Annotated in this window: 24 protein-coding genes and 1 riboswitch; of the genes, 11 read left to right on the top strand and 13 right to left on the bottom strand. The window is 70.8% G+C overall.

The features are described 5' to 3' along the window. Positions 1–81 precede the first annotated feature (81 nt). The 5 genes from ACWCRB_RS12230 to ACWCRB_RS12210 all read left to right on the top strand — a co-directional run bounded on the left by ACWCRB_RS12230 (position 82) and on the right by ACWCRB_RS12210 (position 5,416). Positions 82–930, top strand: a complete 849-nt coding sequence (locus tag ACWCRB_RS12230; protein WP_450995971.1) for a sugar phosphate isomerase/epimerase family protein — start codon at positions 82–84, stop codon at positions 928–930. A gap of 422 nt (positions 931–1,352) precedes the next feature. Beyond that, positions 1,353–2,372, top strand: a complete 1,020-nt coding sequence (locus ACWCRB_RS12225) for a sugar ABC transporter substrate-binding protein (protein WP_450995970.1) — start codon at positions 1,353–1,355, stop codon at positions 2,370–2,372. Positions 2,373–2,377: 5 nt separating this feature from the next. Next, positions 2,378–3,454, top strand: coding sequence for an ABC transporter permease (locus tag ACWCRB_RS12220; RefSeq protein WP_450995969.1), 1,077 nt, complete (start codon positions 2,378–2,380; stop codon positions 3,452–3,454). 4 nt (positions 3,455–3,458) lie between these two features. Next, complete coding sequence (locus ACWCRB_RS12215) at positions 3,459–4,358, top strand: ATP-binding cassette domain-containing protein (protein WP_450995968.1); 900 nt, start codon at positions 3,459–3,461, stop codon at positions 4,356–4,358. Between the two features lie 29 nt (positions 4,359–4,387). Beyond that, positions 4,388–5,416 (top strand): Gfo/Idh/MocA family protein, encoded by a 1,029-nt coding sequence (locus ACWCRB_RS12210; RefSeq protein ID WP_450995967.1) that lies wholly within the window; start codon positions 4,388–4,390, stop codon positions 5,414–5,416. A 57-nt stretch (positions 5,417–5,473) separates the two neighbouring features. On the opposite strand, the gene ACWCRB_RS12205 is transcribed toward ACWCRB_RS12210, so the two are convergent. The 4 genes from ACWCRB_RS12205 to ACWCRB_RS12190 form a co-directional block, all read right to left on the bottom strand. Further along, positions 5,474–6,493 (bottom strand): Gfo/Idh/MocA family protein, encoded by a 1,020-nt coding sequence (locus ACWCRB_RS12205; RefSeq protein WP_450995966.1) that lies wholly within the window; start codon positions 6,491–6,493, stop codon positions 5,474–5,476. Next, entirely contained in the window at positions 6,490–7,494 is a 1,005-nt protein-coding gene (locus ACWCRB_RS12200; protein ID WP_450995965.1) for a Gfo/Idh/MocA family protein, read from the bottom strand. Before ACWCRB_RS12200 ends, ACWCRB_RS12205 begins: the two co-directional genes overlap by 4 nt. 61 nt (positions 7,495–7,555) lie before the next feature. Then, entirely contained in the window at positions 7,556–8,317 is a 762-nt protein-coding gene (locus ACWCRB_RS12195) for an SDR family oxidoreductase (RefSeq protein ID WP_450995964.1), read from the bottom strand. Positions 8,318–8,334: 17 nt separating this feature from the next. Beyond that, positions 8,335–9,513: a phytanoyl-CoA dioxygenase family protein gene (locus tag ACWCRB_RS12190; protein WP_450995963.1), complete on the bottom strand. Its 1,179-nt coding sequence runs from the start codon at positions 9,511–9,513 to the stop codon at positions 8,335–8,337. A gap of 122 nt (positions 9,514–9,635) precedes the next feature. Here ACWCRB_RS12190 and ACWCRB_RS12185 point away from each other — a divergent pair, with 122 nt between their 5' ends. From ACWCRB_RS12185 to ACWCRB_RS12175, 3 genes are all read left to right on the top strand, one after another. Then, on the top strand, positions 9,636–10,694 hold the full coding sequence (locus tag ACWCRB_RS12185) for a LacI family DNA-binding transcriptional regulator (protein WP_450995962.1): 1,059 nt from the start codon (positions 9,636–9,638) through the stop codon (positions 10,692–10,694). Between the two features lie 106 nt (positions 10,695–10,800). After that, positions 10,801–11,535, top strand: coding sequence for a hypothetical protein (locus tag ACWCRB_RS12180; RefSeq protein WP_450995961.1), 735 nt, complete (start codon positions 10,801–10,803; stop codon positions 11,533–11,535). Then, positions 11,532–11,990 (top strand): DnaJ domain-containing protein, encoded by a 459-nt coding sequence (locus tag ACWCRB_RS12175; RefSeq protein ID WP_450995960.1) that lies wholly within the window; start codon positions 11,532–11,534, stop codon positions 11,988–11,990. The genes ACWCRB_RS12180 and ACWCRB_RS12175 overlap by 4 nt, the downstream gene beginning before the upstream one ends. A 10-nt stretch (positions 11,991–12,000) precedes the next feature. Here ACWCRB_RS12175 and ACWCRB_RS12170 read toward each other — a convergent pair whose 3' ends face one another. The 9 genes from ACWCRB_RS12170 to gcvT form a co-directional block, all read right to left on the bottom strand. Beyond that, the gene (locus tag ACWCRB_RS12170; protein ID WP_450995959.1) at positions 12,001–14,061 is read right to left on the bottom strand and encodes a M48 family metalloprotease; all 2,061 of its coding nucleotides are present in this window, start codon (positions 14,059–14,061) and stop codon (positions 12,001–12,003) included. Then, on the bottom strand, positions 14,058–14,765 hold the full coding sequence (locus tag ACWCRB_RS12165) for an RNA polymerase sigma factor (protein WP_450995958.1): 708 nt from the start codon (positions 14,763–14,765) through the stop codon (positions 14,058–14,060). Before ACWCRB_RS12165 ends, ACWCRB_RS12170 begins: the two co-directional genes overlap by 4 nt. Further along, positions 14,762–14,995, bottom strand: coding sequence for a hypothetical protein (locus tag ACWCRB_RS12160; RefSeq protein ID WP_235474690.1), 234 nt, complete (start codon positions 14,993–14,995; stop codon positions 14,762–14,764). The genes ACWCRB_RS12165 and ACWCRB_RS12160 overlap by 4 nt, the downstream gene beginning before the upstream one ends. Before the next feature lie 64 nt (positions 14,996–15,059). Further along, positions 15,060–15,959, bottom strand: a complete 900-nt coding sequence (locus ACWCRB_RS12155) for a hypothetical protein (RefSeq protein ID WP_450995957.1) — start codon at positions 15,957–15,959, stop codon at positions 15,060–15,062. Beyond that, positions 15,956–16,195 carry a hypothetical protein gene (locus ACWCRB_RS12150; RefSeq protein WP_450995956.1) on the bottom strand — a complete coding sequence of 80 codons (240 nt, stop codon included), beginning with the start codon at positions 16,193–16,195 and terminating at the stop codon, positions 15,956–15,958. The genes ACWCRB_RS12155 and ACWCRB_RS12150 overlap by 4 nt, the downstream gene beginning before the upstream one ends. Before the next feature lie 396 nt (positions 16,196–16,591). After that, positions 16,592–17,959 (bottom strand): L-serine ammonia-lyase, encoded by a 1,368-nt coding sequence (locus tag ACWCRB_RS12145; protein WP_405535309.1) that lies wholly within the window; start codon positions 17,957–17,959, stop codon positions 16,592–16,594. Between the two features lie 66 nt (positions 17,960–18,025). Further along, positions 18,026–19,288, bottom strand: a complete 1,263-nt coding sequence (glyA, locus tag ACWCRB_RS12140) for a serine hydroxymethyltransferase (protein WP_450995955.1) — start codon at positions 19,286–19,288, stop codon at positions 18,026–18,028. A 30-nt stretch (positions 19,289–19,318) separates the two neighbouring features. Then, positions 19,319–19,696 carry a glycine cleavage system protein GcvH gene (gene gcvH, locus ACWCRB_RS12135; protein ID WP_450995954.1) on the bottom strand — a complete coding sequence of 126 codons (378 nt, stop codon included), beginning with the start codon at positions 19,694–19,696 and terminating at the stop codon, positions 19,319–19,321. A 110-nt stretch (positions 19,697–19,806) separates the two neighbouring features. Further along, positions 19,807–20,928: a glycine cleavage system aminomethyltransferase GcvT gene (gcvT, locus tag ACWCRB_RS12130; protein ID WP_450995953.1), complete on the bottom strand. Its 1,122-nt coding sequence runs from the start codon at positions 20,926–20,928 to the stop codon at positions 19,807–19,809. A 148-nt stretch (positions 20,929–21,076) separates the two neighbouring features. Next, positions 21,077–21,176: riboswitch (glycine riboswitch) on the bottom strand. Positions 21,177–21,389: 213 nt separating this feature from the next. Between gcvT and ACWCRB_RS12125 the strand changes: the two genes are divergently transcribed. The 3 genes from ACWCRB_RS12125 to ACWCRB_RS12115 all read left to right on the top strand — a co-directional run bounded on the left by ACWCRB_RS12125 (position 21,390) and on the right by ACWCRB_RS12115 (position 23,949). Next, entirely contained in the window at positions 21,390–22,076 is a 687-nt protein-coding gene (locus tag ACWCRB_RS12125) for an AAA family ATPase (RefSeq protein WP_235479880.1), read from the top strand. A gap of 82 nt (positions 22,077–22,158) precedes the next feature. Continuing rightward, positions 22,159–22,959, top strand: coding sequence for an enhanced serine sensitivity protein SseB (locus ACWCRB_RS12120; RefSeq protein WP_450995952.1), 801 nt, complete (start codon positions 22,159–22,161; stop codon positions 22,957–22,959). 186 nt (positions 22,960–23,145) lie between these two features. Then, entirely contained in the window at positions 23,146–23,949 is an 804-nt protein-coding gene (locus ACWCRB_RS12115) for an enhanced serine sensitivity protein SseB C-terminal domain-containing protein (protein WP_235479879.1), read from the top strand. Positions 23,950–24,056: the final 107 nt, after the last annotated feature.

The following is a 24,056-nucleotide window of genomic DNA, read 5'->3' as shown; positions in this document are numbered from 1 at the left end:
ACCCAACAATGCCGAGGCTATTGGGTGCCGCGTCTTTTCCGAGCATGAGGAATCCGAGCTTGAGGAATCCAGGAAACAGAAATGACCGCTGACGAATTGCTGGCCACGTGTTGGACCACCGCGGGCGACGCCGCTCCCGACCAGCCCGACCAGCGCAGTCCGCTGAGCCTGCGGGAACGGGTGGAAGCGGCGGGCGACGCCGGATTCACGGCCTTCGGGCTGCTGTACGCGGACCTGGTGGAGGCCGAGCGCGAGTACGGGCTCGCCGGCGTCCGCTCGCTCTTCGCGGACAACGGGATCGGCCACATCGAGCTGGAGCTGCTGACCGACTGGTGGGCCGACGGACCCCGACGGGCCGCGTCGGACGCCCTCCGCGTCGGAATGCTGCGGGCCATCGAGGCTCTCGGCGCACGCACCTTCAAGATCGGCCCCGACGTGGCGGACGAGCCCTGGGACCTCGACGTCTGGGCCAGGGAGTTCGCGACGCTGGCGGCGCAGGCCGACGGGGTGGGCGCCCGGCTCGGGGTCGAGCCCCTGCCCTGGTCCAACCTCAGGACCGTGCACGACGGACTCCGGCTCGTCGAGGCGGCCGGTCACCCGGCGGGCGGCCTGATCATCGACGTCTGGCACACCGAGCGCGCCCACACCCCGCCCGCCGACCTGGCGGCGATACCCGGGTCCCGGATCGTGGGCGTGGAACTGAACGACGCCGACAGCCAGGTCATCGGCACCCTCTTCGAGGACACCGTCCATCGCCGACGCCTGTGCGGAGAGGGCTCGTTCGACCTCCCGGGGATCATCACCGCCCTCCGCACGGCCGGCTTCCGCGGCCCCTGGGGCGTGGAGATCCTCTCCGACACCCACCGCGCACTCCCGGTACGGGAGGCCGCCGCAGCGGCGTACCGCAGCGCCGCGATGCTGGTGAGGTAGACGACCTCGGCGGACGCGGCCACGACGCCGTTCTCCTCGCCCCCGCCGCCCCTACCCGTCCCATCCCCAGGGGCTGCGCCCCTTCGACCCCGCACGCCCCACAGCTCGGATGACCGGGTTCGTGGGCGGGTGCGGGGTCGTCGTGGTTGCTCGCGCCCTGAAAAGCAGTCGCGAAAGCGGAGGGAAATGGCCAGGAGCACCGGTCATTTCACATGCATGGGCCACGCTTTACCGGCGCCACGCAATTGCTCTGACGTCTTGGCCTGATGGACAAATGATGTCATGACAAACGTTGACCTCGGGATGGCATGACGGTTCTATCTCGTCATAGGCAACAGCCGTGTTAACGGCATGTGATCCGCAGTGTTCGCTCGGTCAGCCGCTTATCCCTTTCCCCTGAAGCACAGTGAGGTGCCGGAAAGATGGACCGTTCATTCCACCCCCGCTCCCGCAGAATCGCTCCCGTCGTCGCGGCGGCAGCCGCAGCCGCACTGCTCGCGGCCGGATGCTCCAGCAGCTCCGGCGGCAAGCAGACCGAGGAGAGCGGGGACGCCGTCTCGGCCGGCCAGGCCGGCACTCCCCGTCTGACGGTCGCGATGATCACGCACGCCGCCCCCGGCGACACCTTCTGGGACACCATCCGCAAGGGCGCCCAGGCCGCCGCCGCCAAGGACAACATCAAGCTGATCTACTCCAGCGACCCCAGCGGCCCCAACCAGGCCAACCTCGTCCAGAACGCGATCGACCAGAAGGTCGACGGCATCGCGGTCACTCTCGCCAAGCCGGACGCCATGAAGGCCGTCGTGGCCCAGGCGACGAAGGCGGGCATCCCCGTCGTCGGCTTCAACGGAGGCGTCGACGACTGGCAGGGCCAGGGACTCCTGGAGTACTTCGGGCAGGACGAGTACGTCGCAGGCAAGGCCTTCGGCGAGAAGTTCACCGAGGCGGGTGCCAAGCACGCCATCTGCGTCATCCAGGAGCAGGGACACGTCGCCCTGGAGGCCCGCTGCAAGGGTGTGAAGGACGGCTTCAAGGGCAAGACCGACGTCCTCTACGTCAACGGCACCGACATGCCGTCGGTCCAGTCGACGATCACCGCGAAGCTCAACCAGGACAAGTCCATCGACCAGGTCGTCACCCTCGGCGCCCCGTTCGCGCTGACCGCGGTGAAGTCGATCGCCGACGCGGGCAGCGACGCCAAGCTCTCCACCTTCGACCTCAACAAGGACCTGGTCGGCGCCATCCAGGACGGTGACATCGACGTCGCGGTCGACCAGCAGCCCTACCTGCAGGGCTATCTGTCGGTCGATGCCATCTGGCTCTACAAGAACAACGGCAACTACAGCGGTGGCGGGGTGGCACCCGTGCTGACCGGCCCGGCGTTCGTCGACAAGTCCAACATCGACACCATCGCCAAGTTCGCCGCGAAGGGCACCCGGTGATCGACATGACCCAGACGACGGCACCGGCGGCGAGCTCCCCCTCGCCGCCGGCTCCGGCGGCCGCCAAGAAGGACGGCCGTACCGCTGAACGCTCCCTGGGCCGCAGGCTGCTGGCCCGCCCCGAGGTCGGCGCCCTGATCGCGGCGATCGGCGTCTATCTGTTCTTCTTCTCCGTCGCGCCTTCCTTCCGGGAGACCAGCGCCCTCGCGACCGTGCTCTACCAGGCCTCCGTCATGGGCATCATGGCGCTGCCGGTGGCCCTGTTGATGATCGGCGGCGAGTTCGACCTCTCCGCCGGTGTCGCGGTCACCACCTCGGCGCTCACCGCGGCGATCCTCAGCTTCCAGCTGTCCATGAACGTGTGGACGGGCGTGATCGTCGCCCTGATCGTGTCGCTGGCCGTCGGCGCCTTCAACGGCTGGCTGCTGATCAGGACGGGGCTCCCCAGCTTCCTGATCACGCTCGGCTCGTTCCTGATCCTCCAGGGCTCCAACCTCGCCGTGACGAAGATCTTCACCGGCAACGTGGCGTCCGACTCCATCTCCGACATGGCCGGCTTCGACCAGGCCAAGAGCGTCTTCGCCTCGGAGATCGGCATCGGCGGCGTCAACTTCAAGATAACGATCTTCTACTGGCTGGCGTTCGCCGCCATCGCCACCTGGCTGCTGCTGCGCACCAAGTTCGGCAACTGGATCTTCGCGGTGGGCGGCAGCAAGGACTCCGCCCGTGCGGTCGGTGTCCCGGTGAACTTCACGAAGATCGCCCTGTTCATGGGTGTGGGCGCGGGTGCCTGGTTCGTGGGGATGCACCTGCTGTTCTCGTTCAACACGGTGCAGTCCGGCGAGGGTGTGGGCAACGAGTTCCTGTACATCATCGCGGCGGTGATCGGCGGCTGCCTGCTGACCGGCGGCTACGGCTCGGCGGTGGGCCCGGTGATCGGTGCGTTCATCTTCGGCATGGTCTCCCAGGGCATCGTGTACGCCAACTGGAACCCGGACTGGTTCAAGGCGTTCCTCGGCGTGATGCTCCTGGTCGCCGCCCTCGTCAATCTGTGGGTCCGCCGCCAGGCGACCCGGAGGTGATCGCATGACAACCAACACCCCGACCACCAACCCGACCGCTGTCATCGACACCCCACCGCGTGACGGCACTTCAGTCGTCGAACTGCGCGAGGCGGGCAAGTCCTACGGCAACATCCGCGCCCTGCACAGCGTGAACCTCACCGTGCACCCCGGCAAGGTCACCTGTGTCCTTGGCGACAACGGCGCCGGCAAGTCCACCCTGATCAAAATCATCTCCGGCCTGCACCACCACACCGAGGGCGAGTTCCTCGTCGACGGTGAGCCGGTCCGGTTCAACACCCCACGCGAGGCCCTCGACGCCGGGATCGCCACCGTCTACCAGGACCTGGCCACCGTCCCCCTGATGCCGGTGTGGCGCAACTTCTTCCTCGGCTCCGAGATGACCAAGGGCCCGTGGCCGGTCCGCCGTCTCGACATCGAGAAGATGAAGCAGACCGCCGACGCCGAACTGCGCAACATGGGCATCGTCCTGGACGACCTCGACCAGCCCATCGGCACCCTCTCCGGCGGCCAGCGTCAGTGCGTCGCCATCGCCCGCGCCGTCTACTTCGGCGCCCGCGTCCTGATCCTCGACGAGCCGACCGCCGCCCTCGGCGTCAAGCAGTCCGGCGTGGTCCTCAAGTACATCGCCGCCGCCCGCGACCGGGGCCTCGGGGTCATCTTCATCACCCACAACCCGCACCACGCCTACATGGTCGGCGACCACTTCAGCGTCCTGCGTCTGGGCACCATGGAACTGTCGGCCGAACGGAACGAGATCACCCTGGAGGAACTGACCAACCACATGGCCGGCGGCGCCGAACTCGCGGCCCTCAAGCACGAGTTGGCCCAGGTACGCGGCGTCGACGTCGAGGAACTCCCCGAAGCGGAGGATCTTCAGGTCGGCGCCCGCCAGGCCGACTGACCCTCACCAGCACGGGAGATCTCACGAACATGTCACCTCAGCGAGCACTGGGTGTTGCCATCGTCGGCACCGGCAAGATGGGCGCGGACCACGTACGCAGACTCCACGACGTCATCAGCGGCGCACGCGTGACAGCCGTCGTCGACATCGAGGCGGAGCGCGCCAAGTCGCTCGCGGACGCCATCGAGGGCTGCACCGCGTACACCGAACCCGCGGCGGCCATGGCGGCGCAGGACGTGGACGCCGTACTCATCGCCTCCCCGGGGCCCGCCCACGAGGCGGCCCTGCTCGAAGCGCTCGGCCGTGACCTGCCGGTCCTGTGCGAGAAGCCGCTCACCCCCGACGCGGCCTCCGCCCTGCGCGTCCTGGAGGCGGAGCAGCGGCTCGGGCACCGGCGCGTCCAGGTGGGCTTCATGCGGCGGTACGACGCCGAGTACATGAGGCTGAAGCGGCTCCTCGACAGCGGGGAACTGGGCCGGACCCTGATGCTGCACCACCGGCACCGGAACCTGTCCATGCCGCCCTGGTTCACCAACGAGATGCTCATCAACGACTCGGTGGTGCACGAGATGGACGTGACGCGCTGGCTCCTCGACCAGGAGATCACGGCGGTCACCGTGCACAAGCCGGCCCCGACCGCACATGCCCCGGCCGGGATGAACGACCCTCAATTCGTCCTCTTCGAGACCGAGTCGGGCGCCCTGGTCGACGTCGAGATCTTCGGCCACTGCGGCTACGGCTACCAGGTGCACGCCGAAGCGGTCTGCGAGCGGGGCACCGTACGCATCGGCGACGAGCCCGGGCCACGGGTGAGCGCCGACGGCCGCTGGGGCGGACGTATCACGCCTGACTACGTCGAGCGCTTCGAGGACGCCTACGACCGCGAGGTCCAGGCCTGGGTGGACGCCACCCGGCGCGGCGGGATCACCGGCCCCAGCGTCTGGGACGGCTACGCCGCCGCGGCAGTCTGCGAGGCGGGCGTCCGCTCCCAGCGGGACGAGCGGAAGGGGCACCGCGTCGAGGTCGAGCTGATCGAGCGGCCGGTCCTCTACCGGTAGGCGGCACACAGCAGTTGGGGCGGTACCCGTTCGGGTACCGCCCCAACTGCCTTTGCTTCAGCCGGCGTTCGGCAGGACCGTACGCGGCCGGACCGGGAACCCGGCCGCCCGGTAGCAGTCGTCGATGAGCCGCATCGTGGTCAGCGCGTCGTCCGCGTCGAGCGCCGGACGTACCCCGTGCCTCAACCGGGCGGCGAAGGCCTCCAGTTGGTAGGTGTACGAGGACCGGCGTCCGAGTTCCTCCGTGCGCTCACCGGCGGCCGTACGGACGACGACCCGGTCGTCCAGATGGGGCTGCACGAAGTTCACCGCCGTGGCCTCGCCGCGCGAACCCACGACACGGCAGCTCATCTGCCAGCTGTCGTGCGCCATGTGGCAGCGGGCGCTGCCCGTGGCGCCGTCCGGGAACTCCAGATCGGCGTCCAGCCACTCGTCGACCCCCGAGGCCCCCGCCTTCTCGCCGCCGCGTGCGGCGACCAGCCGGGGCGAGCCGCCCGCCCAGGGCGCGAGGACGCGCTGGGCGTGCAGGCTGTAGCACCCGAGGTCCATCAGCGCGCCGCCCGCCAGCGGGAGCGACCACCGTACGTCGCTGTCCGGCGGCGCGGGCATCGCGACCACGGTCTCGACATGCCGGAGGTCGCCCAACTCCCCACTGCCCAGCAGCTCGTGCAGGCGGCGGGTGACCGGGTGGAACAGATAGTGGAAGCCCTCCATGAACACCGTGCCCGCCTTGGCGACGGCCTCGTGGACCTCGGCCGCCTCCGCCGCGTTGCTCGCGGACGGCTTCTCGGTCAGGACGTGCTTGCCGGCCCGCAGAGCGGCCAGGTTCCACGGCCCGTGCAGGCTGTTGGCGAGGGGGTTGTAGACGACCTCGACCTCCGGGTCGGCGACCAGGTCGGCGTAGGAGCCGACCACCCGCTCCACGCCGTGCGCGGCGGCGAAGGCCTCGGCCCGGCCGCGGTCGCGGGCGGCCACCGCGACGAGACGGTGACCGGTCGCACGCGCCGGCCCGACGATCGACAGCTCGGCGATCCGGGCCGCGCCCAGGACCCCGATGCGCAGGGGTTCGTACGTCACGACTTGCGCACCTCGTCCAGTCGTACGGGCCGGTGCTCACGCAGCGACAGGGTGCACGCCTCGGCGATCCAGCTCGCCTCGATGGCGTCCGCGACCGTGCAGGGGGAGGTCCGGTTCCCCGCCACCACCTCGGTGAACGCGGTGAGTTCGGCGCGGTAGGCGGGGGCGAACCGGTCCATGAAGAAGTCGTGCGGGGTGCCCGCCGGGAAGGCGGTCCCCGGCTCGACGGACCGCAGCGGCAGCTTGTCCTCCAGGCCGGCCGCGATGCTGTCCTTCATGCCGTGCAGTTCCAGACGTACGTCGTAACCGCGGGCGTTGTGACGGGAGTTGGAGACGACGGCGATGGCTCCGTCGTCGAGGGTGAGCAGGGCGGACGCCGTGTCGACGTCGCCCGCCTCACGGATGTACTCCGCGCCCCGGTTGCCGCCGGTCGCGTACACCTCGACCACCTCGCGGCCGGTCACCCAGCGCACGATGTCGAAGTCGTGCACGCTGCAGTCCCGGAAGATGCCCCCGGAGACGGCCACATAGGCGGGCGGCGGCGGGGCGGGGTCGAGCGTGGTGGACCGTACGGTGTGCAGCTCGCCGAGTTCACCGCTCAGGACGGCCCGGCGTGCGGCCATACAGCCCGCGTCGAAGCGTCTGTTGTAGCCGATGTGCACCTCGACGCCGCTGCCCTCCACCGCGCGCAGCACCTCCAGGCTCTCCTCGACGCCGCGTGCCACGGGCTTCTCGCAGAAGACGGGGATGCCCGCCCGCACGGCGGCGAGGATGAGCTGTGGGTGCGCGTCGGTCGCGGCGGCGATCACGACGCCGTCGACCCCGGCGGCCAGCAGCGCCTCGGGGGAGTCGGCGGCGGTGGCCCCGAACCGTTCGGTTGCCGTGGCGACGGCGGCGGCCACCGGGTCGGTGACCACCAGGGAGTCCACCGCGTCGAGCCCGGCGAGGGTCTCCGTATGGAAGGCGCCGATGCGGCCAAGCCCCATGACTCCTATACGCATGAGAATCGTGCTCCTTCTGCCCGAAGGCGGAATGCCCGAAGGCGGTCTGCCCGAGGGCGGTTCAGTCCTGGCCGCCGACGACGTTCTGGTCCCAGTCGATGACCGAGCCGGTCACCACACCGCTGCGGTCGGAGAGCAGGAAGACGACGAAGTCGGCGATCTCGTCGACCTGCCCCAGCTTGCCCATGGGCTGCGACCGGGCCGCCTGCTCGCGCCAGTCGTCGCCCGCGTCATGGAAGGCGCGCTGTGTGGCGTCCTCGCCCTCGGTGTCCGTCCAGCCGATGTTGAGGGCGTTGATCCGGATCCGGTCGAAGCGGTGGGCGTGGGCGGCGTTGCGCGTCAGGCCCGCCAGACCGGCCTTGGCCGCCGAGTACGGAGCCAGGTGGGGCGGCCCGCCGTGCGCACAGTTGGAGCCGATGTTGACGATGGTCCCCGGCGCCTTGCGCGCCACCATGTCGGCCACCGCCGCCTGCATCGCGAAGAACGGCGCACGCAGATTGATCGCCATGTGCTGGTCGAACAGCTCCGGCGTGGTGTCGAGGAGCGAGCCACGCGTCGTCAGCCCCGCCGCGTTGACCAGGCAGTCGATACGCCCGTGGGCGTCGACGGCCCGTACGGCGCTGTCGCGCGCCTGCGCCGGATCGGAGAGGTCCGCCCGCACGAAGTGCGCGCCCGTGTCCGCGGCGAGCTTCTCGCCGACGTCGGTCCGGCGGCCCGTGAAGACGACGGTCGCGCCTTCCCGTACGGCCGTCCGCACGATGCCCGCGCCGACGCCCTGGCTGCCGCCGTTGACGAGGACGACTCTGTCCTCAAGCAGTCCCATGAGCAGTGGTGTTCCTTTCAGCTCCGGCGGCGCTTGGCGGCCGCCTGCAGTTCCTGGCGCAGTCGCTCAGGGGCCCAGCCCTCGGCGACGGCCTGCCGGACGGTGTCCGCCTGGGAGGGCGGGGCGAGACCGGCAACCGGGGGGTCGAGGTCCAGGTTGGTGGGGAAGGGGTACCCCTCGGCGGTGGCCGCGACCACGCGGCGCAGCCAGTCCTCCGAGGCGCCCTCGGCCTTGCGGCGCAGCAGTACAGGGAACAGCGCGTTCGCCATCGCCTCGCGGTCCACGCTCTCCATGGCGCGGCCGAAGGCGGAGGAGATCTGCAGCAGGTTCGCCATACGCCGGATGCCGGCCGACCGGTTGTGCCCGGCGGCGTGGAAGAGCGCCGGGTTGAAGAAGACCGCGTCGCCCTTCTCCAGCGGGAGCTGGACGCGGTGGGCGTCGAAGTACTCGACGAACTCCGGCAGCCGCCAGGCGAGATAGCCGGGCTCGAACTTCTGCGAGTGCGGGAGATAGAGCGTCGGGCCGGACTCCACGGGCATGTCGCAGTGGGCCACCGCGCCCTGCAAGGTCAGCACGGGGGAGAGCCGGTGGACGTGCGCCGGGTAGGCGGCAGCGCGCTCCTGGGACAGGAAACCGAGGTGGTAGTCACGGTGGACGTGCTGCGCCGCGCCGCCCGGGTTGACCACGTTGACCTGCGAGGTCACCTGGTAGGCGGGGCCGAGCCAGGCCTCCGCGACCAGCTCCAGGACGTCGTTGGCGTAGTAGTCGGCGAACACCTCCGGCGCCCGTACGGCCACCTTGTCCAGCGCGTTCCAGACCCGGTCGTTCGCGCCCGGCCTGGCGAAGTGGTCACCACGGGCCGCGCCGCTCGCGCGCTCCTCCTCGATCAGCGCACGGAACGCCTCCGACGCCGCGTCCACGACAACCGCGTCCGGGAAGGCGCCCTTGAGGACCACGATGCCGGGCCCGTCCAGCAGTGCCCGCACCAGTTCACTCTGTACGTCCCGGCGGCCCTCGGCGGTGATCGCGAGGCCGCGGAGCCGATCGCTGTCGTACAGCGGGACGTTCTGTTCGATCCGCTCGGCCGAGAGGTGGTCGGCGGGGTCGGTGGCCTGCTCCACGAGCGAGCGGAACACATCGAGATCGCAGTCGGCCTCGGTCGGCCAAGTCCGCGCTCCCACGGCTGGGGGAGACATCAGGGTCCTTTCGCAGTCCGTGCGTTTCTGCCAGTCTTGAGAACCCGAACCCATCATTCAATGCTTCTCATTGCATCAAAAGTCCATCATCGGTTATTCACCATCGCCTCTTGGGACCAGTCATGCGACACCGCTACCCGATCAGGGAAATCGCCAGGCAGGCCGGGCTGAGCACGGCCACGGTCGACCGCGTCCTCAACCAGCGGGGCAACGTGACGGAGAGCACCGTCAGGGAGGTCCACGAAGCCATCAGCGACCTGGACCGCCAGCAGAGCCAGGTCCGGCTCGGCGGCCGCACCTTCATGATCGACATCGTGATGCAGACCCCGGAGCGGTTCTCCACCGCCGTACGGGAGGCGCTCGAAGCCGAACTGCCCTCCCTGCATCCCGCTCACGTCCGCTCACGCTTCCACTTCCGCGAGACCTGCTCTCCCGACGAACTGATCGGGACCCTGGAGAAGATCGCGAAGCGCGGTACGCAGGGGGTGATCCTCAAGGCCCCCGACGAGCCGGAGATCGCGGCCGCGGTCGGCCGGCTGGTCGCGGCCGGCATCCCCGTCGTCACCCTGGTGACCGACCTGCCCCACAGCGCCCGCCTGGCGTACGTCGGCATCGACAACCGCGCGGCCGGCGCCACCGCCGCCTACCTCCTGGGCCAGTGGCTGGGCAGACGGCCCGGCAATGTGCTCACCACCATCAGCCGGGGCTCCTTCCGGGGCGAGGAGGAACGCGAGATGGGCTTCCGCAGCGCGATGCGCCTCGCCGACCCCCGACGGTCCCTGGTGGAGGTCACCGACAGCGACGGCCTCGACGCCACCCAGCGCGATCTCGTCCTGGAGGCGCTCAAGCGGGACGAGGACATCATCGCCGTCTACTCGGCGGGCGGCGGAAACCTCGCCACCCTCGACGCCTTCCACGCGCTCGGCCGGGAGTGCGCGGTGTTCGTCGCCCACGACCTCGACCACGACAACACCCGCCTGCTGCGCGAGCGCCGCCTCTCCGCGGTCCTCCACCACGACCTGCGCCAGGACATGCGCCGCGCCTGCCAGATCATCATGCGCGCCCACAAGGCACTCCCCGACGACGGCCCGTCACTGCCCTCGGCGATCCAGGTGGTCACACCGTTCAACCTGCCACCGGGCGCTCCGTCGGTGCCGGCCGCCGACCGGAGTCCGCTCTGACGGACACCGTCGGTGCGGTGGCCGGGCGGCACTCTTCCCCGGCCGGAGCCGCGCGGCCACAATGGACCGGCCGTTGTCGGCGGAACCGAGACCTGGGGGGTCCCGTATGGCGTCGCAACCCGTGCCCCGGCGCAAGGCCGGTGAGGTCGGCCCGGTGGATCGGGCCGGGTCGCTTCCCGTTCCGGGACGCGCCGCGAGGGTGGACGCTCCCGTGCACGACGCCGGGACGCTCGGGTTCGTCGACCGGCCCGGCCGCGAGTACTGGTGGCGTCAGCTGAGCGAGGCGGCCCGGGACCGGATGGTCGCCAGGGTCGGTCCGATCGTCGAGTGGTGGGCGTACTGCCACCGTACGGACCACGAACGTCCGTACGCGGTGGTGTTCGGCGAGCGGGGTCTCGCCGTGGCCACGCCGACCGTCAACGACCGGGGCGGGCCCGCGCAGTTGCTCAAGGTCGTGCCGTTCGTACCGTCGTCGTTGCGGCACGCGGTGGTCGTGCAGAAGCCGACCCGGGCGCGCTCCGCCCGTCCCGCACTGCCGGGCGGCGCAGCGCCGCCGGAGTACGGCGAGGAACTGCCGCTGTCGGCGCCCCTGCGCGGATTTCTCGGCAATCTGCCCGCGGAGGCACAGGCACGGTTGCAGTCACCGTTCGTCAACGGCGACGAGTTCGACCGGGGAGACTTCTTCTACTCCGGGGACGACAACGAGCTGGACGTCTGGTGCTACCTGGCCGGACGCCGGTGGGTGACGTTCGTGTCCGGTCACGGCTCGGCCCTGTCCGGTCCGGCGCACCGCGCGTCGTGGCGGCTGATCTGCCGACAGGCCGAGGTAGCGGCGCGATGACCTCGACGGACGAGCCGGACCTCTACGCCCTGCTCGGCGTCCCGGCCGATGCCACCAGGGCCGAGATCGTACGCGCGTTCCGCCGCAGGGCACTGACCCACCACCCCGACCGGGGCGGCGACGCGGAGGCCTTCCAGGACGTGCACCGGGCCTACGAGACGCTGTCCGACCCGGTGCGTCGCAGGGCGTACGACCGCCGCCGCCAGGCACCGCCGCGCGATGCGGAGCCGAGGACCTCCGCCGAGCCACCGCCCACGGCGGCCGACACCTTCGCCTGGGCCTCCGGCGCAGGCCCGCGCACAGGTGCGGGTGCGGGCTCGGGCCACTTCGGTGACCAAGAGGCGTACGCGGGTTCCTTCCCGGCGCACGACCCGGGCCGCTCGTGGCGGCGGGCCGACCGGTTCGCCTGGTGGGCACCCGCCGAAGAACCGCCGCCGAAGCGAGACCGCCGCTGACCCGCTCCGGTCACCGGCAGTCCGCCGCCCCGCTTCCGGAGCCCTGCTCTCGTGTCGGCACCAGCAGCCTCTGTCCCACCGAGAGGTCGGTCCTCTTACCCATCTCGTTGAGTTCCTGCAGGTCTTCGACAGTGGTGCCGTACTCGCAGGCGAGGCCGGACAGCGTGTCACCGCGTACGACCTCATGGAAGCCGAAGTAGAGCTCGAGTGGCGGGGGCGAGAACAGGTCGGTGAAGACCGGCGTGGGCAGCCGCGGGGTGAAGCTCGACTCCGGCAGGAGATCGGTGTAGCCGGGCAAGGCTGAGTACTGCGGGAATGCCGGAGTCGGCTGCGCGGTCCGGTAGGCCTGCGGGAAGGTCTGGTAGGGCTGGGAGGAGTCGGAGCCGATCAGGGCGATCCCCCACACCACCCCCGCGACGATCAGCGCACCCATGGTCACCTTGGCGACCTTGCGCTGCCGCGCGAGTTCCTCGACGACCAGGTTCGACGCGCTCCTGGTACTCCGCCGAGCCGTCGTCGGTCCGGCCGGTGCGGCCACGGTACGCAGGGCCAGCACGACCGGCGCCTCGATGTCCAGTCCGAGGCGCACGAGTTCACCGCGCAGGGCCGACACCGCCGTACGGTCGCGTGCGGCGGCCGCGACGAGATCGTCCAGGCGCCCGCGCGGGTCCCGGGGACAGTCCAGGAGGTAGCCCTGGGTCCAACTGAGCACCCAGCGCGCCCGGCCCGCGCCGGCCAGCGCCTGCCCGGTCAGCGCGTACAGAGCCTCGGTGAGCTGCTCCTCGGGATGGGGCGCGTCGGTGAGCCGGCGCACCAGCCCTGTCTGCTCGCCGCGTTCCAGCAGGCCGAGAACAGTGGCGAGAGTGGGGCGCGCGGCCAGGTCGGGGTCGCGGGCCGCGTCGAGCAGGAAGCTCGCGAGTTCGATGGCGAACGCCTCGGCGGCCAGGTCGGCCCACTCCGTCCAGGGCAGCGCCGTCGCCGTCTGCCAGGGCTCGCCGAGCATCTTGCGCTGCACCCGGGGCACCGGTGACGGGTCGGCGACCAGCGGCTCCTCGTCGTCGACGACGGTCCTGGGGCTCGTGGCGGGCCGCGCCTCGATCAGGGCCAGCCGTCGGGCCAGCGGAGGATGGGAGTCCAGCGGGGAACGGCCCGCCTCGACGGGGTGCGCGCGCAGGTCGGCCATCCGCTTCCGCACCAGCGGGTCGCCCACCATGGCGGCGAACGCCTCGAACACGTCCTCGGGCACGAACCCGAGCCGCTGTACGGGCCGCAGGAACCGGCTCTCGAACCCGGCCCAGGTGATGCCGAGCGCGTGGACGGCGCGCAGCGCCTGGGCGGTCACCTCCGGTCCGACCGCGGCGGCGGCCTCCGCGTCGGCCTCCAACTCCTGGCGCCGGCGCACCGCCAGGGACAGGCGCAGATACATCCAGGCATAGGCGCCGATCGCCGCCTGGAACAGCCAGGCATACCCGAGGGCATTTTCCGACCGCGCGGTCATCCGCAGCCGGAACAGGGTGGAGTGCAGCGACGCGGCGCCCCGGTAGGCGATCGCGCCGAACCGGGTGTGGCGGCCCGCGTAGTGGCCGAGTTCATGGCAGAGCACGGCCCGCAGCTCCATGGGCCGCAGCCGGAGGAGCAGCGGCACGCCCAGGTACATGGTCCGCTCGCCGACCGCGAAGCCGAGCAGCCGGGCGTCCTCCGACACCGACGCGTTCGCCTCCGACGTCAGATAGATCCGGCCGGGCGGCCGGGTGCGCAACTGCCCGGCCAGATCCTCGACGAGCCGCCACAGGCCGGGCGCGTCGGCGCGGCGCAGGAGAACCGCGTCGGGCGGGGGCTCCTCGGTACGGCTCACCGTGGCTATCCCGTACAGCAGGGCGGAGGCCGCCGGGATGCTGGCGGCCAGGGCGAGCCACCAGTTGTTTGCCCGCGAGGGAAACTCGACCATCCCCCACAGCATGAGACCGACGAGTGCCGTGTCGGCCGCGAGGAGGCCGAACGCCACGACGTAGAACCCGGCGAGCAGCGCCACGGCGAACAGCCCGCGTAACCACCCCAGGACAGCGGTCAACGCTTCTCCTCCAGCCTGCGGGCCAGCGCCGCCCGCGCCCGGCCGAGCGCCTCCGGGTCCGCTTCGACGGCCGCCCGCAGCCAGGCCTCCGCGCCGCGCAGGGCCATGACGACGGGGTCGCGGCCGAGGCCGATCCGGCTCGCGTCCAGCCGTCCCGAGCCGACCGGCCGCGGGCCGGACATGAACGGGTCGCGCCGGTTGGTGTCGTCCGTGGCCATGTCCAGCGCCTCCTTGAGCGTCAGGCGGGCCTTCGCCACGTTCGCGGCGACGCCGCCGCGCGTCATCCGCAGCGTCTTGGCGATCTCGCTCTGGGACCAGCCGTGCAGACAGAACAGCACCATGGTGACCCGCTGCCGCGGCGGCAGGGCGGCCAGCAGCCGCAGCACCTCGCGGGCCTCCGCACTCTCCTCGGGGCTCGCCAGCACCGGCACCGGCACATCCGGCAGCCGTTCCTGGCCTTTCCGGCGCCTGCGCTGTGTCTTCCACAGCCGCTGGACCGAGACGCGGTACACCCACGCCTCGGGCAGCTCGTACGAGGCGATGCGGTCCCAGGCCCGGTAGGCCTCCAGGAACGCCTCCTGAACGACGTCCTCGGCGTCCTCACGGCTGCCGCAGAGCATGATCACCTGCGCCAGGACACGTCCGTACGCGCCCGCGAAGAACGTCTCGAAGTCCCTTGGCCGCACGGCCTGTTCCGCGCTCACCGACGGTCCGCCCCGGCCGCCTCGACGGCCGTCGCCGAACGCGCGGTCAGCATGTCGCCGTCGGCCCGCGTCACCTCGACCGTGCCACCGGGCCCCGCCGCCCGCACCACCGTGGCCAGCGCATGCGCCCACGCACGCTCCCGCGCCGGCCGCGTCCACAGCACCGCAAGCCCATACACCAGCCGTGCACAGGTCAGCACGACGACCACCACCACAGGTTCGACAACCATTTCAGGGTCCCTCCACAGGATCACAGCAGTGACACCCTGATACAGCCGTCAGCGCCCAACTGGTTTACCCGGGACCGGAATAGTGCATGATCGTCGGGCAGTGCGGACAGGGCATGCCGGATCCATCCGTCGGCGGTCCAGGCCAGGTCCACGGGGGCGGCGGACGCCGGGAGCGGGCGGCGGTACAACAGGCCTGCGGACCGGGCGAGTTGTTCGTCGGCGGCGCCGTGCTCCACGGCCAGGTGGTGGCCGGGCGGCCCGGTGCGGGCCGGGTGATCCGGACGCCGGTCGCGGTGACCTCGGCGTGGACGTCGAAGGCTGTGGGGACACGCACGGCGGGTGCCGGGAGGGGCAGCAACCGGGGCGTGACGTGATGCGCGGGCGGCGCGAGACCGAGCAGGGTGTACATCTCGGTTCTCAGACGGTCCACGGCATCCCCGGGACCCGGCCGGTACGCCAGCAGTGCGTCGGCGATGTCTTCGGCGCGTCCCAACTGCGGTATTCGGCCCAGGAGTTCACCCATCGGGCTGTCGCGGATCAGTTCGCCGCCGCCTCGGTGGACGCTCACGACGGGGCGGTCCTGGGCGGCGCAGTAGTACAGGGCGGAAGATCCGTGGTCGGTCACCAGGGCATCGGCGGCGATCAGTGCGGAGGCCCACTCCTCGTGAGGGTCCGGCAGGATCATGCCCGTGTCGAGGGCCGGCGCGAGGCGTTCGTTCAGTTCGTACGTCACCAGCAGGCTGCGCTCATTCGGATGGACCACGAGCGCCAACTGGTGTTCGTCGTGGGGGAGTTGGGCCGCGAGTCGGGCGGGCAGCCCGGGATGTCGCCGGATGAGGGACTCCCTCCCCCAGGTGGAGACCAGGACGATCAGGGAGCGGGCCCCGGTGCCCAACGCCGCGCGGTAGCGGTCGCGCAGGGACGTCGAGGCGAGGACCCGCTCCAGAGTGAGATCGCCGATCACAGGAGGACGCGCGGGCCGTGCAGCAGCCTCAGGTCGCCCTTCGGGCTCGCGGCCACGACCAGGTCGTACGTGCGCCCGCACGCTTCGGCCCATGGCACCGTGCGGCCGCCGAGGCCGTCGATCGCCGCGAGAGCGTCGACACCGAAGCCGGACCCGGGAACGAGGGTGAACAGACGGGTGATCCGGTCATCACCGGGGAAAACGGGAAGAACGTCGAGAAGTCGATAGAGAGCCACCGCCGAGGATCGCGGCGCGGGGATCCGGCAGGCAGCGGCCGCGCGTCACGCGGGCGACCGCCAGGCGGAGGCGCTGCTCGAATCGGTGCGCATGACGCTCCGAGCCGAGGCCGGTCACCGTGAGTTCGTCCTCCGTCGTCAGACCTACGCGGAGTTCCTCGGAGCCGCGGAGGCCCGGATCCTCACCGAACGGAACGGGCGGGGTCAGCCCGACGACGACGTTCTGCTGCAACGTGCCTTGAGCGGGGTCCTCCTGGAAGGTCCACCCGAGGCTGCCGAGGCGGGCCCAACACCTCGTCGACTCTCTGCGGAGCCATGAGAGGCCGGACGAACTGCAACGCGCGAAGCTGGCCTTCGTCTCGGTGGCGCGACGTGCGGGCACGGGCGCCGAGAGCGTCAGCACTCGATGATGTTCACCGCCAACCCGCCCCGGGCCGTCTCCTTGTACTTGACGCTCATGTCGGCCCCCGTCTCCTTCATCGTCTTGATGACCTTGTCCAGGGACACCTTGTGCGAGCCGTCCCCCCGCATCGCCATCCGCGCCGCCGTGACCGCCTTCACCGCGGCCATGCCGTTGCGCTCGATGCACGGGATCTGGACCAGGCCGCCGACCGGGTCGCAGGTCAGCCCGAGGTTGTGCTCCATGCCGATCTCGGCCGCGTTCTCCACCTGTTCCGGACTCCCGCCCAGCACCTCCGCCAACGCCCCCGCTGCCATCGAGCAGGCCGAGCCGACCTCGCCCTGGCAGCCGACCTCCGCGCCGGAGATGGACGCGTTCTCCTTGAACAGCATGCCGATCGCGCCGGCGGCCAGCATGAAGCGGACCACGCCGTCCTCGTCGGCGCCCGGCACGAAGTTGATGTAGTAGTGCAGGACCGCCGGGATGATGCCCGCGGCGCCGTTCGTCGGGGCCGTCACGACCCGGCCGCCCGCCGCGTTCTCCTCGTTCACCGCCATCGCGTACAGCGTGATCCACTCCATCGCGCGGGCCAACGGCTCGCCCTCCGCCCGGAGTTGACGCGCCGACATGGCCGCGCGGCGGCGCACCCGGAGCCCGCCCGGCAGGATGCCTTCGCGGGACATACCGCGTGACACGCACGCCTGCATCACCCGCCAGATGTCCAGCAGCCCGGAGCGGATCTCGTCCTCGGTGCGCCAGGCCCGCTCGTTCTCCAGCATCAGCGCGGAGATCGACAGGCCTGTTTCCTTCGCCAGGCGCAGCAGCTCGTCGCCCGTGCGGAAGGGGTACTTCAGCGGTGTGTCGTCGAGCTTGATCCGGTCCGCGCCCACGGCGTCCTCGTCGACGACGAATCCGCCGCCCACCGAGTAGTACGTCTTCGACAGCAGCTCGGCCCCCGAGGCGTCGTACGCCCAGAGGGTCATGCCGTTCGCGTGGTAGGGGAGCGTCTTACGGCGGTGCAGGACCAGGTCGTCGTCGAAGGAGAAGGCGATCTCGTGGTCGTCGAGGAGCCTGAGCCGGCCCGACTCCTTGATCTGCTCCACCCGGACGTCCGCGCCCTCCACGTCCACCGTGCGCGGCGAGGCGCCCTCCAGACCGAGCAGCACCGCCTTGGGCGTGCCGTGGCCGTGGCCGGTCGCGCCGAGCGAGCCGTACAGCTCCGCCCGGACCGACGCCACCGCCCCGAGGACCTCCTCGTTGCGCAGCCGGCGGGCGAACAGCCGGGCCGCGCGCATGGGGCCGACCGTGTGGGAGCTGGACGGGCCGATACCGATCGAGAACAGGTCGAAGACCGAAACGGCCACGGTGACTCCTCAGAACGGGGGCGGTGGGCTCCGCGCCGGGGCGGAGCCCACTCACTCCGGGGGGTACTACTTGGTCAGGCCCGGATACAGCGGGTGCTTGTCGGCCAGCGCCCTGACCCGTGCCTTCAGGCTCTGCTCGTCGTACGACGGCTTCAGGGTCTCCGCGATGACGTCCGCGACCTCCGTGAAGTCCTCGGCCGTGAAACCGCGGGTCGCGAGGGCCGGTGTGCCGATCCTGAGCCCCGACGTCACCATCGGCGGACGCGGGTCGTTCGGGATCGCGTTCCGGTTGACGGTGATGCCGACCTCGTGGAGACGGTCCTCCGCCTGCTTGCCGTCCAGCTCGGAGTTGCGCAGGTCGACGAGGACCAGGTGGACGTCCGTACCGCCGGAGAGGACGGACACGCCGTGCTCGCCGACGTCCGCCCGCACCAGGCGCTCGGCCAGGATGCGGGCACCGTCCACCGTACGCCGCTGGCGCTCCTTGAAGTCGTCCGAAGCGGCGACCTTGAAGGACACCGCCTTCGCCGCGATCACGTGCTCCAAGGGGCCGCCCTGGAAGCCCGGGAAGACCGACGAGTTCAGCTTCTTCGCGAACTCCTGCTTCGCCAGGATGATCCCACCGCGCGGGCCGCCCAGCGTCTTGTGGGTCGTCGAGGTGACGACATCCGCGTACGGCACCGGGTTCGGGTGCAGGCCCGCCGCGACCAGACCGGCGAAGTGCGCCATGTCGACCCAGAGGTAGGCCCCGACTTCGTCGGCGATGCGGCGGAACTCCGCGAAGTCCAGCTGCCTCGGGTACGCCGACCAGCCCGCGATGATCACCTTCGGCCGGTGCTCCTTGGCGAGCTGCTCCAGCTCGGCCATGTCGACAAGACCGGCCTCGTCCACGTGGTAGGCGACCACGTCGAACTGCTTGCCGGAGAAGTTCAGCCGCATCCCGTGGGTGAGGTGGCCGCCGTGCGCCAGGTCCAGGCCGAGGATGGTGTCGCCGGGCTGGGCCAGCGCGAACAGCGCGGCCTGGTTGGCGGAGGCGCCCGAGTGCGGCTGGACGTTGGCGTACTCGGCGCCGAACAGCTCCTTGACCCGGTCGATCGCGATCTGCTCGGCGACGTCGACGTGCTCGCAGCCGCCGTAGTAGCGGCGGCCGGGGTAGCCCTCGGCGTACTTGTTGGTGAGGACCGAGCCCTGGGCCTCCATGACCGCGACCGGAGCGAAGTTCTCCGAGGCGATCATCTCCAGGGTGGACTGCTGACGGTGCAGCTCCGCGTCGACGGCGGCGGCGACGTCCGGGTCCAGCTCGTGCAGGGGAGTGTTCAGAAGCGACATGGGGGCAATACGTCCTTACGCCTGGGGATCTCAGCTGCCGGAGAACGCGGTGTACTCGTCCGCGGAGAGCAGGTCGCCCGGCTCCTCCGCGACGCGCACCTTGAAGAGCCAACCGCCTTCGAACGGGGCGGAGTTCACCAGCGACGGGTCGTTGGAGACGTCCTCGTTGACCTCGGTGACCTCACCGGAGACCGGGGAGTACAGGTCGCTGACGGACTTGGTCGACTCCAGCTCACCGCAGGTCTCGCCCGCGGTCACCGTGGCACCTGCCTCGGGAAGCTGGACGTACACGACATCGCCGAGCGCGTTGGCCGCGTGCTCGGTGATACCGACCGTCGAGACGCCGTCCTCGGCGCCCGACAGCCACTCGTGCTCCTTGCTGTAGCGCAGCTGCTGGGGGTTGCTCATGGCCTGAATTCTCCTGTACGCGGGGGACTGGTCATGCATGGGGTACTACAGGGGACTGCCCGTGAGCAGCCATGACACGGGTCGCTGACGACGCCTGAGTGAAACCCGGGCTACTTCTGGCGCTTGTAGAACGGCAGTGCCACGACCTCGTACGGCTCGTGACTGCCCCGGATGTCCACGCCCACGCCCGCTGTGCCCGGCGCCGCGTGCGTGGAGTCGACGTACGCCATCGCGATCGGCTTGCCGAGCGTGGGGGAGGGGGCGCCCGAGGTGACCTCGCCGATCACCCGGCCGTCGGCGACCACCGCGTATCCCGCGCGCGGGACGCGACGGCCCTCGGCGACCAGGCCGACCAGGACCCGCGGCGGCTCGTACGAGGCGCGCTCGGCGGCCTCGCGCAGGGCCGCGCGGCCCACGAAGTCGCCCGCCTTGTCGAACTTCACCACTCGGCCGAGCCCGGCGTCGAACGGGGTCAGCGAGAGCGACAGCTCGTGCCCGTACAGCGGCATGCCCGCCTCCAGGCGCAGGGTGTCCCGGCAGGACAGTCCGCAGGGGACGAGCCCGGCGGGCGTACCCGCGTCGGTCAGCGCCTGCCACACCTTCTCCGCGTCGCCCGGCGCCACGAACAGCTCGAAGCCGTCCTCGCCGGTGTATCCGGTGCGCGCGATGAGGGCGGGGACCCCGGCGACCGTGCCGGGCAGACCCGCGTAGTACTTCAGGCCGTCGAGATCGGCGTCGGTGAGGGACTTCAGGATCCCCGGGGACTCGGGGCCCTGTACGGCGATCAGCGCATAGGCGTCCCGGTCGTCGCGGACGAGCGCGTCGAAGCTGTCGGACCGCTCGACGAGGGCGTCGAGGACGACCTGCGCGTTGCCGGCGTTGGCCACCACCAGGTACTCGGTCTCGGCCAGGCGGTAGACGATCAGGTCGTCGAGGATGCCGCCGTCGGCCCGGCAGATCATCGTGTAGCGGGCGCGGCCCACAGAGATGGACCCGATGTTGCCGACCAGCGCGTAGTCGAGGAGGGCGGCGGCCTCCGGCCCCGTCACGGTGATCTCCCCCATGTGGGAGAGGTCGAAGAGGCCGGCCTTCGTGCGCACGGCCAGATGCTCGTCGCGCTCGGAGCCGTACCGCAGGGGCATGTCCCAGCCGGCGAAGTCGGTCATCGTCGCGCCGAGCGAACGATGCAGGGCATCGAGCGCGGTCGTACGCGGAACAGGGCTACTGCTCATCGGTTGTGCTCCCAGGGCATGACGGCGAGGTCGTTCCTCCCCATCTGTCATCGGAACCTGAGAGGTTCGCCATGACCATCAAGGGCATGGCTTGCACCGTGGGTGGAGCCGCTGGTCACAGGACCGGCAGCCCTCTTTTCAGATGTGCCTCGCCCGCGCGGTACGGGGCCTGAGAGATTCAAGGGAGGGACTTGCTCCTTCGGCGCCCGGTCACCCGTAGGTGTCCGGAACTCTCCCGCGCGGATTCAAGCGGCCGGTATGCAGTTGGCGGGCACATCATCGCACGCATTGCTTCGGCACGGCAGGGGGACCCTTCACAGAGAGAACACAGTCACGCCACAGCGGCACATACCGCCCTGTAGCAGGCCTGTTGCAGTAAGCGGACCCAAACGAGAGACACCGCGTATTACCTTCTCTTTACACTCGACGGGGACGGTACTTCCCGACCCCATGGGAGGACGATCACGGTGAACAGGACCACGGCGTACGCGACGACCTCAGCCCTCGCACTGACCGACGCGCTGCCCACGCAGCCCGCCGCCCCCGCCCGGGAGGCGTGCGCCCCACGCCCTGCACCCGTGATCCGCGATCTGCGGGAGCGCGCGGGCCACAGCCCGCACGGCCTCACCTTCGGCGCCCGCGACCTCGTCGTGGTCACCGGCCTGCCCGGCAGCGGCAAGTCCACGCTGATGCGCCGGGCGGTGCGCGGCCCCGGCATCGACTCGCAGAACACCCGCGACCGCTGGGACGCCCGTACGCCCTCGTTCCTCCCCTACGCCGTCTACCGGCCGCTCGTCCGCCTCGCCCACTACGCCGGACTGCGCCGCACCCTGCGCTCCGGCGCCGGGGTCGTCGTACACGACTGCGGTACGCAGGCCTGGGTGCGCGGCTGGCTGGCCCGCGAGGCCCGCCGCCGCGGCGGCACCCTCCACCTGCTCCTCCTCGACGTCACCCCGGACGAGGCCCTGGAGGGCCAGCGCGAACGCGGCCGGGGCGTCTCGCGGTACGCGTTCCTGCGCCACCGCCAGGCCGCTTCGCGCCTGCTGCGCTCGGTGGAGAAGGGGAACCTGCCGGAGGGCTGCGGCTCGGCGGTGCTGATCGACCGGGACGCGGCGGACACCCTGCGCAGGATCGACTTCGCGGACTGATGTCCGTACCCGCCGGGGCCGGTTAGGGTTTTGCCCATTAAGAGACTCAAGGCAGCGGTTCACAGCGGGCGGTAGGCAGCAGATGGACATCCCGGCGGACTTCCCCCCGGACTTTCCCGGGGGTTTCCCCGCACAGGCGCACCCCCATTCGCACGGCGGGTGGCCCGGCAACGAGCTGGAGGAGGTGCTCTCGGCCTCCCTCGGCGTGCCCGGCGCGGGCGCCCGCATCGTCGAGGTCCTCGGCCGCAGCTTCGTCTGGGTCCCCCTCCCGTCCGGCGGCGGCCCCCACTCCGGCCCCCTCGACCTGCCCACGATGGACATCGGCGGCCAGGCGTACGTGCCGGTCTTCAGCTCGGAGGAGCAGTTCCGGCAGGTCGTCGGCGGCCACATGGCGTACACCGTGGCCCCCGCCGTCGAGTTCGCCCGTGGCCTCCCGCCCCAGGTCGGCATCGCCATGAACCCGGACGGCATGGTCGGCGTCCCGCTGCCCCCGCCCGCCGTCGCCGAACTCTGCCGCTCCGGCCGCACCGTCCTCGACGGCGCCGGCGGCGGCCGGGTCCGCCTCTACGAGCCGAACTGGCAGGAGGACCCGGTCGACTTCCTCACCGCCGCGGCGACGGAGTTCGCCGGCACGGGCGTCGTCCGAACGGCCCGCCGCTGCCTGGCGACCATCGAGACCTCCGCCCCCGTCATGTTCATCGGCGTAGAACTCTCCCCCTGGGACCCGGTGGCCCGCACAATCCCCATGGACGCGGTAGGAAGAGCACTCGGCCGGGTGGGCTCCCCCTGGCCGGTGAACCTGGTCTTCCTGGACGCGGCCCAGGACCCGGTAACGGACTGGCTGAGGGACCGAGTCCGCCCCTTCTACCAGCACGGTTACTGATGAACTTGCCTCAGGGGCACCCACCTGGGGGCGCGGGGAACTGCGCGACCAGCCACGACGGCCCGCAGTCGCCGAAAAACCGCAAGTCACGAGTTCCTGGGCGCCTTCGACAGGCCGTGTCTGTCAGTGGCGCCGCTTAAGCTAGGGAACGCACAACTCGGTAGGGGAAACGAAGGGGCGGTAATGGTGAGCGCGTCGGGCACGGCCGCGGCCGGTCAGGTCGAGCACATGCTGCGCCAAGTCACGCCCGGGCGCTACGACGCCTACGAGGCACTCCTGCGCGCCCTCGCAACCCCGTCCTCAGGCCAGATCTGGATGCTGCTCTGGCACGGCCAGGCCGGCTCCCCGGACGCCCAGTACGGAAACATGCAGGTCGAGGGGTACGGCTACGCCCCCTGCGTGACCTCCGCCCAGGAGCTGTCGGTCAGCGGCTGGAACAGGTCGTACGAGGTGGTCGACGGCCTCGACGTGGCCCGCACCCTCTACCCGGACCAGTACGGCCTCTGGCTCAACCCGCACTCCCCGGGCGGCGGCGTCGGCATCCCCTGGCTCGATCTGCGCCGCATCGCGACGGGCCTGGAACGCCAGCCCGCCGGGCCCCTGCGCCTCGCCGAACCCGGCATCGAGATCCCGCAGTTCTACGCCCTCCTCTCGCAGAACGCCCACCGCACCCCGGCGGTCCGCTCGCTGCGCCGCGCCTGGGTGCAGCCGGCGCTCGGGGCGCCGTACCTCGCCATCGGGCTCGATGTGTACGACACCTCGCCGCCGGCCGTGGACTCGGTGCGGGCGATGATGCAGCAGTCGATAGGGGCGGTCCCCGACGGGCTGCCGGTGTCGACGGTCGCGATGTCGGACGAGCAGGACCCGGTCGTGATGTGGCTGCGGGTGAACGCCCGCCCGTTCTACGACCGTGAGGCCCACGCGATCGCCGCCCCGCCCCAGGCTCCGGCCGCGGGGTACGGGTATCCGCCGGCGCGGGGTCGTTACTGAGCGGAAACACCAGCGCGTTGAGCGCGTCACCTCACGGTGATCGCGCATCGAGGCGTGAGCGGTGTCTCCGCGCGTAGATCAAGGTGAAATGTTCGAGCCTACGTTCA

This window comes from Streptomyces sp. NPDC002156 (assembly GCF_053593675.1).
Note: the sequence above shows the minus strand (reverse complement) of the source record. Positions and strands in the feature narration are given on the sequence as shown.

Excerpts from the sequence above, each read along its gene's own strand:
- ACWCRB_RS12120 (WP_450995952.1), top strand. The coding sequence starts at position 22,159 with ATGGACATCCCGGCGGACTTCCCCCCGGACTTTCCCGGGGGTTTCCCC.
- ACWCRB_RS12230 (WP_450995971.1), top strand. The coding sequence starts at position 82 with ATGACCGCTGACGAATTGCTGGCCACGTGTTGGACCACCGCGGGCGAC.
- ACWCRB_RS12190 (WP_450995963.1), bottom strand. The coding sequence starts at position 9,513 with ATGTCTCCCCCAGCCGTGGGAGCGCGGACTTGGCCGACCGAGGCCGAC.
- glyA (WP_450995955.1), bottom strand. The coding sequence starts at position 19,288 with ATGTCGCTTCTGAACACTCCCCTGCACGAGCTGGACCCGGACGTCGCC.
- ACWCRB_RS12215 (WP_450995968.1), top strand. The coding sequence starts at position 3,459 with ATGACAACCAACACCCCGACCACCAACCCGACCGCTGTCATCGACACC.
- gcvH (WP_450995954.1), bottom strand. The coding sequence starts at position 19,696 with ATGAGCAACCCCCAGCAGCTGCGCTACAGCAAGGAGCACGAGTGGCTG.
- ACWCRB_RS12195 (WP_450995964.1), bottom strand. The coding sequence starts at position 8,317 with ATGGGACTGCTTGAGGACAGAGTCGTCCTCGTCAACGGCGGCAGCCAG.
- ACWCRB_RS12180 (WP_450995961.1), top strand. The coding sequence starts at position 10,801 with ATGGCGTCGCAACCCGTGCCCCGGCGCAAGGCCGGTGAGGTCGGCCCG.
- ACWCRB_RS12200 (WP_450995965.1), bottom strand. The coding sequence starts at position 7,494 with ATGCGTATAGGAGTCATGGGGCTTGGCCGCATCGGCGCCTTCCATACG.
- ACWCRB_RS12175 (WP_450995960.1), top strand. The coding sequence starts at position 11,532 with ATGACCTCGACGGACGAGCCGGACCTCTACGCCCTGCTCGGCGTCCCG.
- gcvT (WP_450995953.1), bottom strand. The coding sequence starts at position 20,928 with ATGAGCAGTAGCCCTGTTCCGCGTACGACCGCGCTCGATGCCCTGCAT.
- ACWCRB_RS12210 (WP_450995967.1), top strand. The coding sequence starts at position 4,388 with ATGTCACCTCAGCGAGCACTGGGTGTTGCCATCGTCGGCACCGGCAAG.
- ACWCRB_RS12160 (WP_235474690.1), bottom strand. The coding sequence starts at position 14,995 with ATGGTTGTCGAACCTGTGGTGGTGGTCGTCGTGCTGACCTGTGCACGG.
- ACWCRB_RS12220 (WP_450995969.1), top strand. The coding sequence starts at position 2,378 with ATGACCCAGACGACGGCACCGGCGGCGAGCTCCCCCTCGCCGCCGGCT.
- ACWCRB_RS12185 (WP_450995962.1), top strand. The coding sequence starts at position 9,636 with ATGCGACACCGCTACCCGATCAGGGAAATCGCCAGGCAGGCCGGGCTG.
- ACWCRB_RS12225 (WP_450995970.1), top strand. The coding sequence starts at position 1,353 with ATGGACCGTTCATTCCACCCCCGCTCCCGCAGAATCGCTCCCGTCGTC.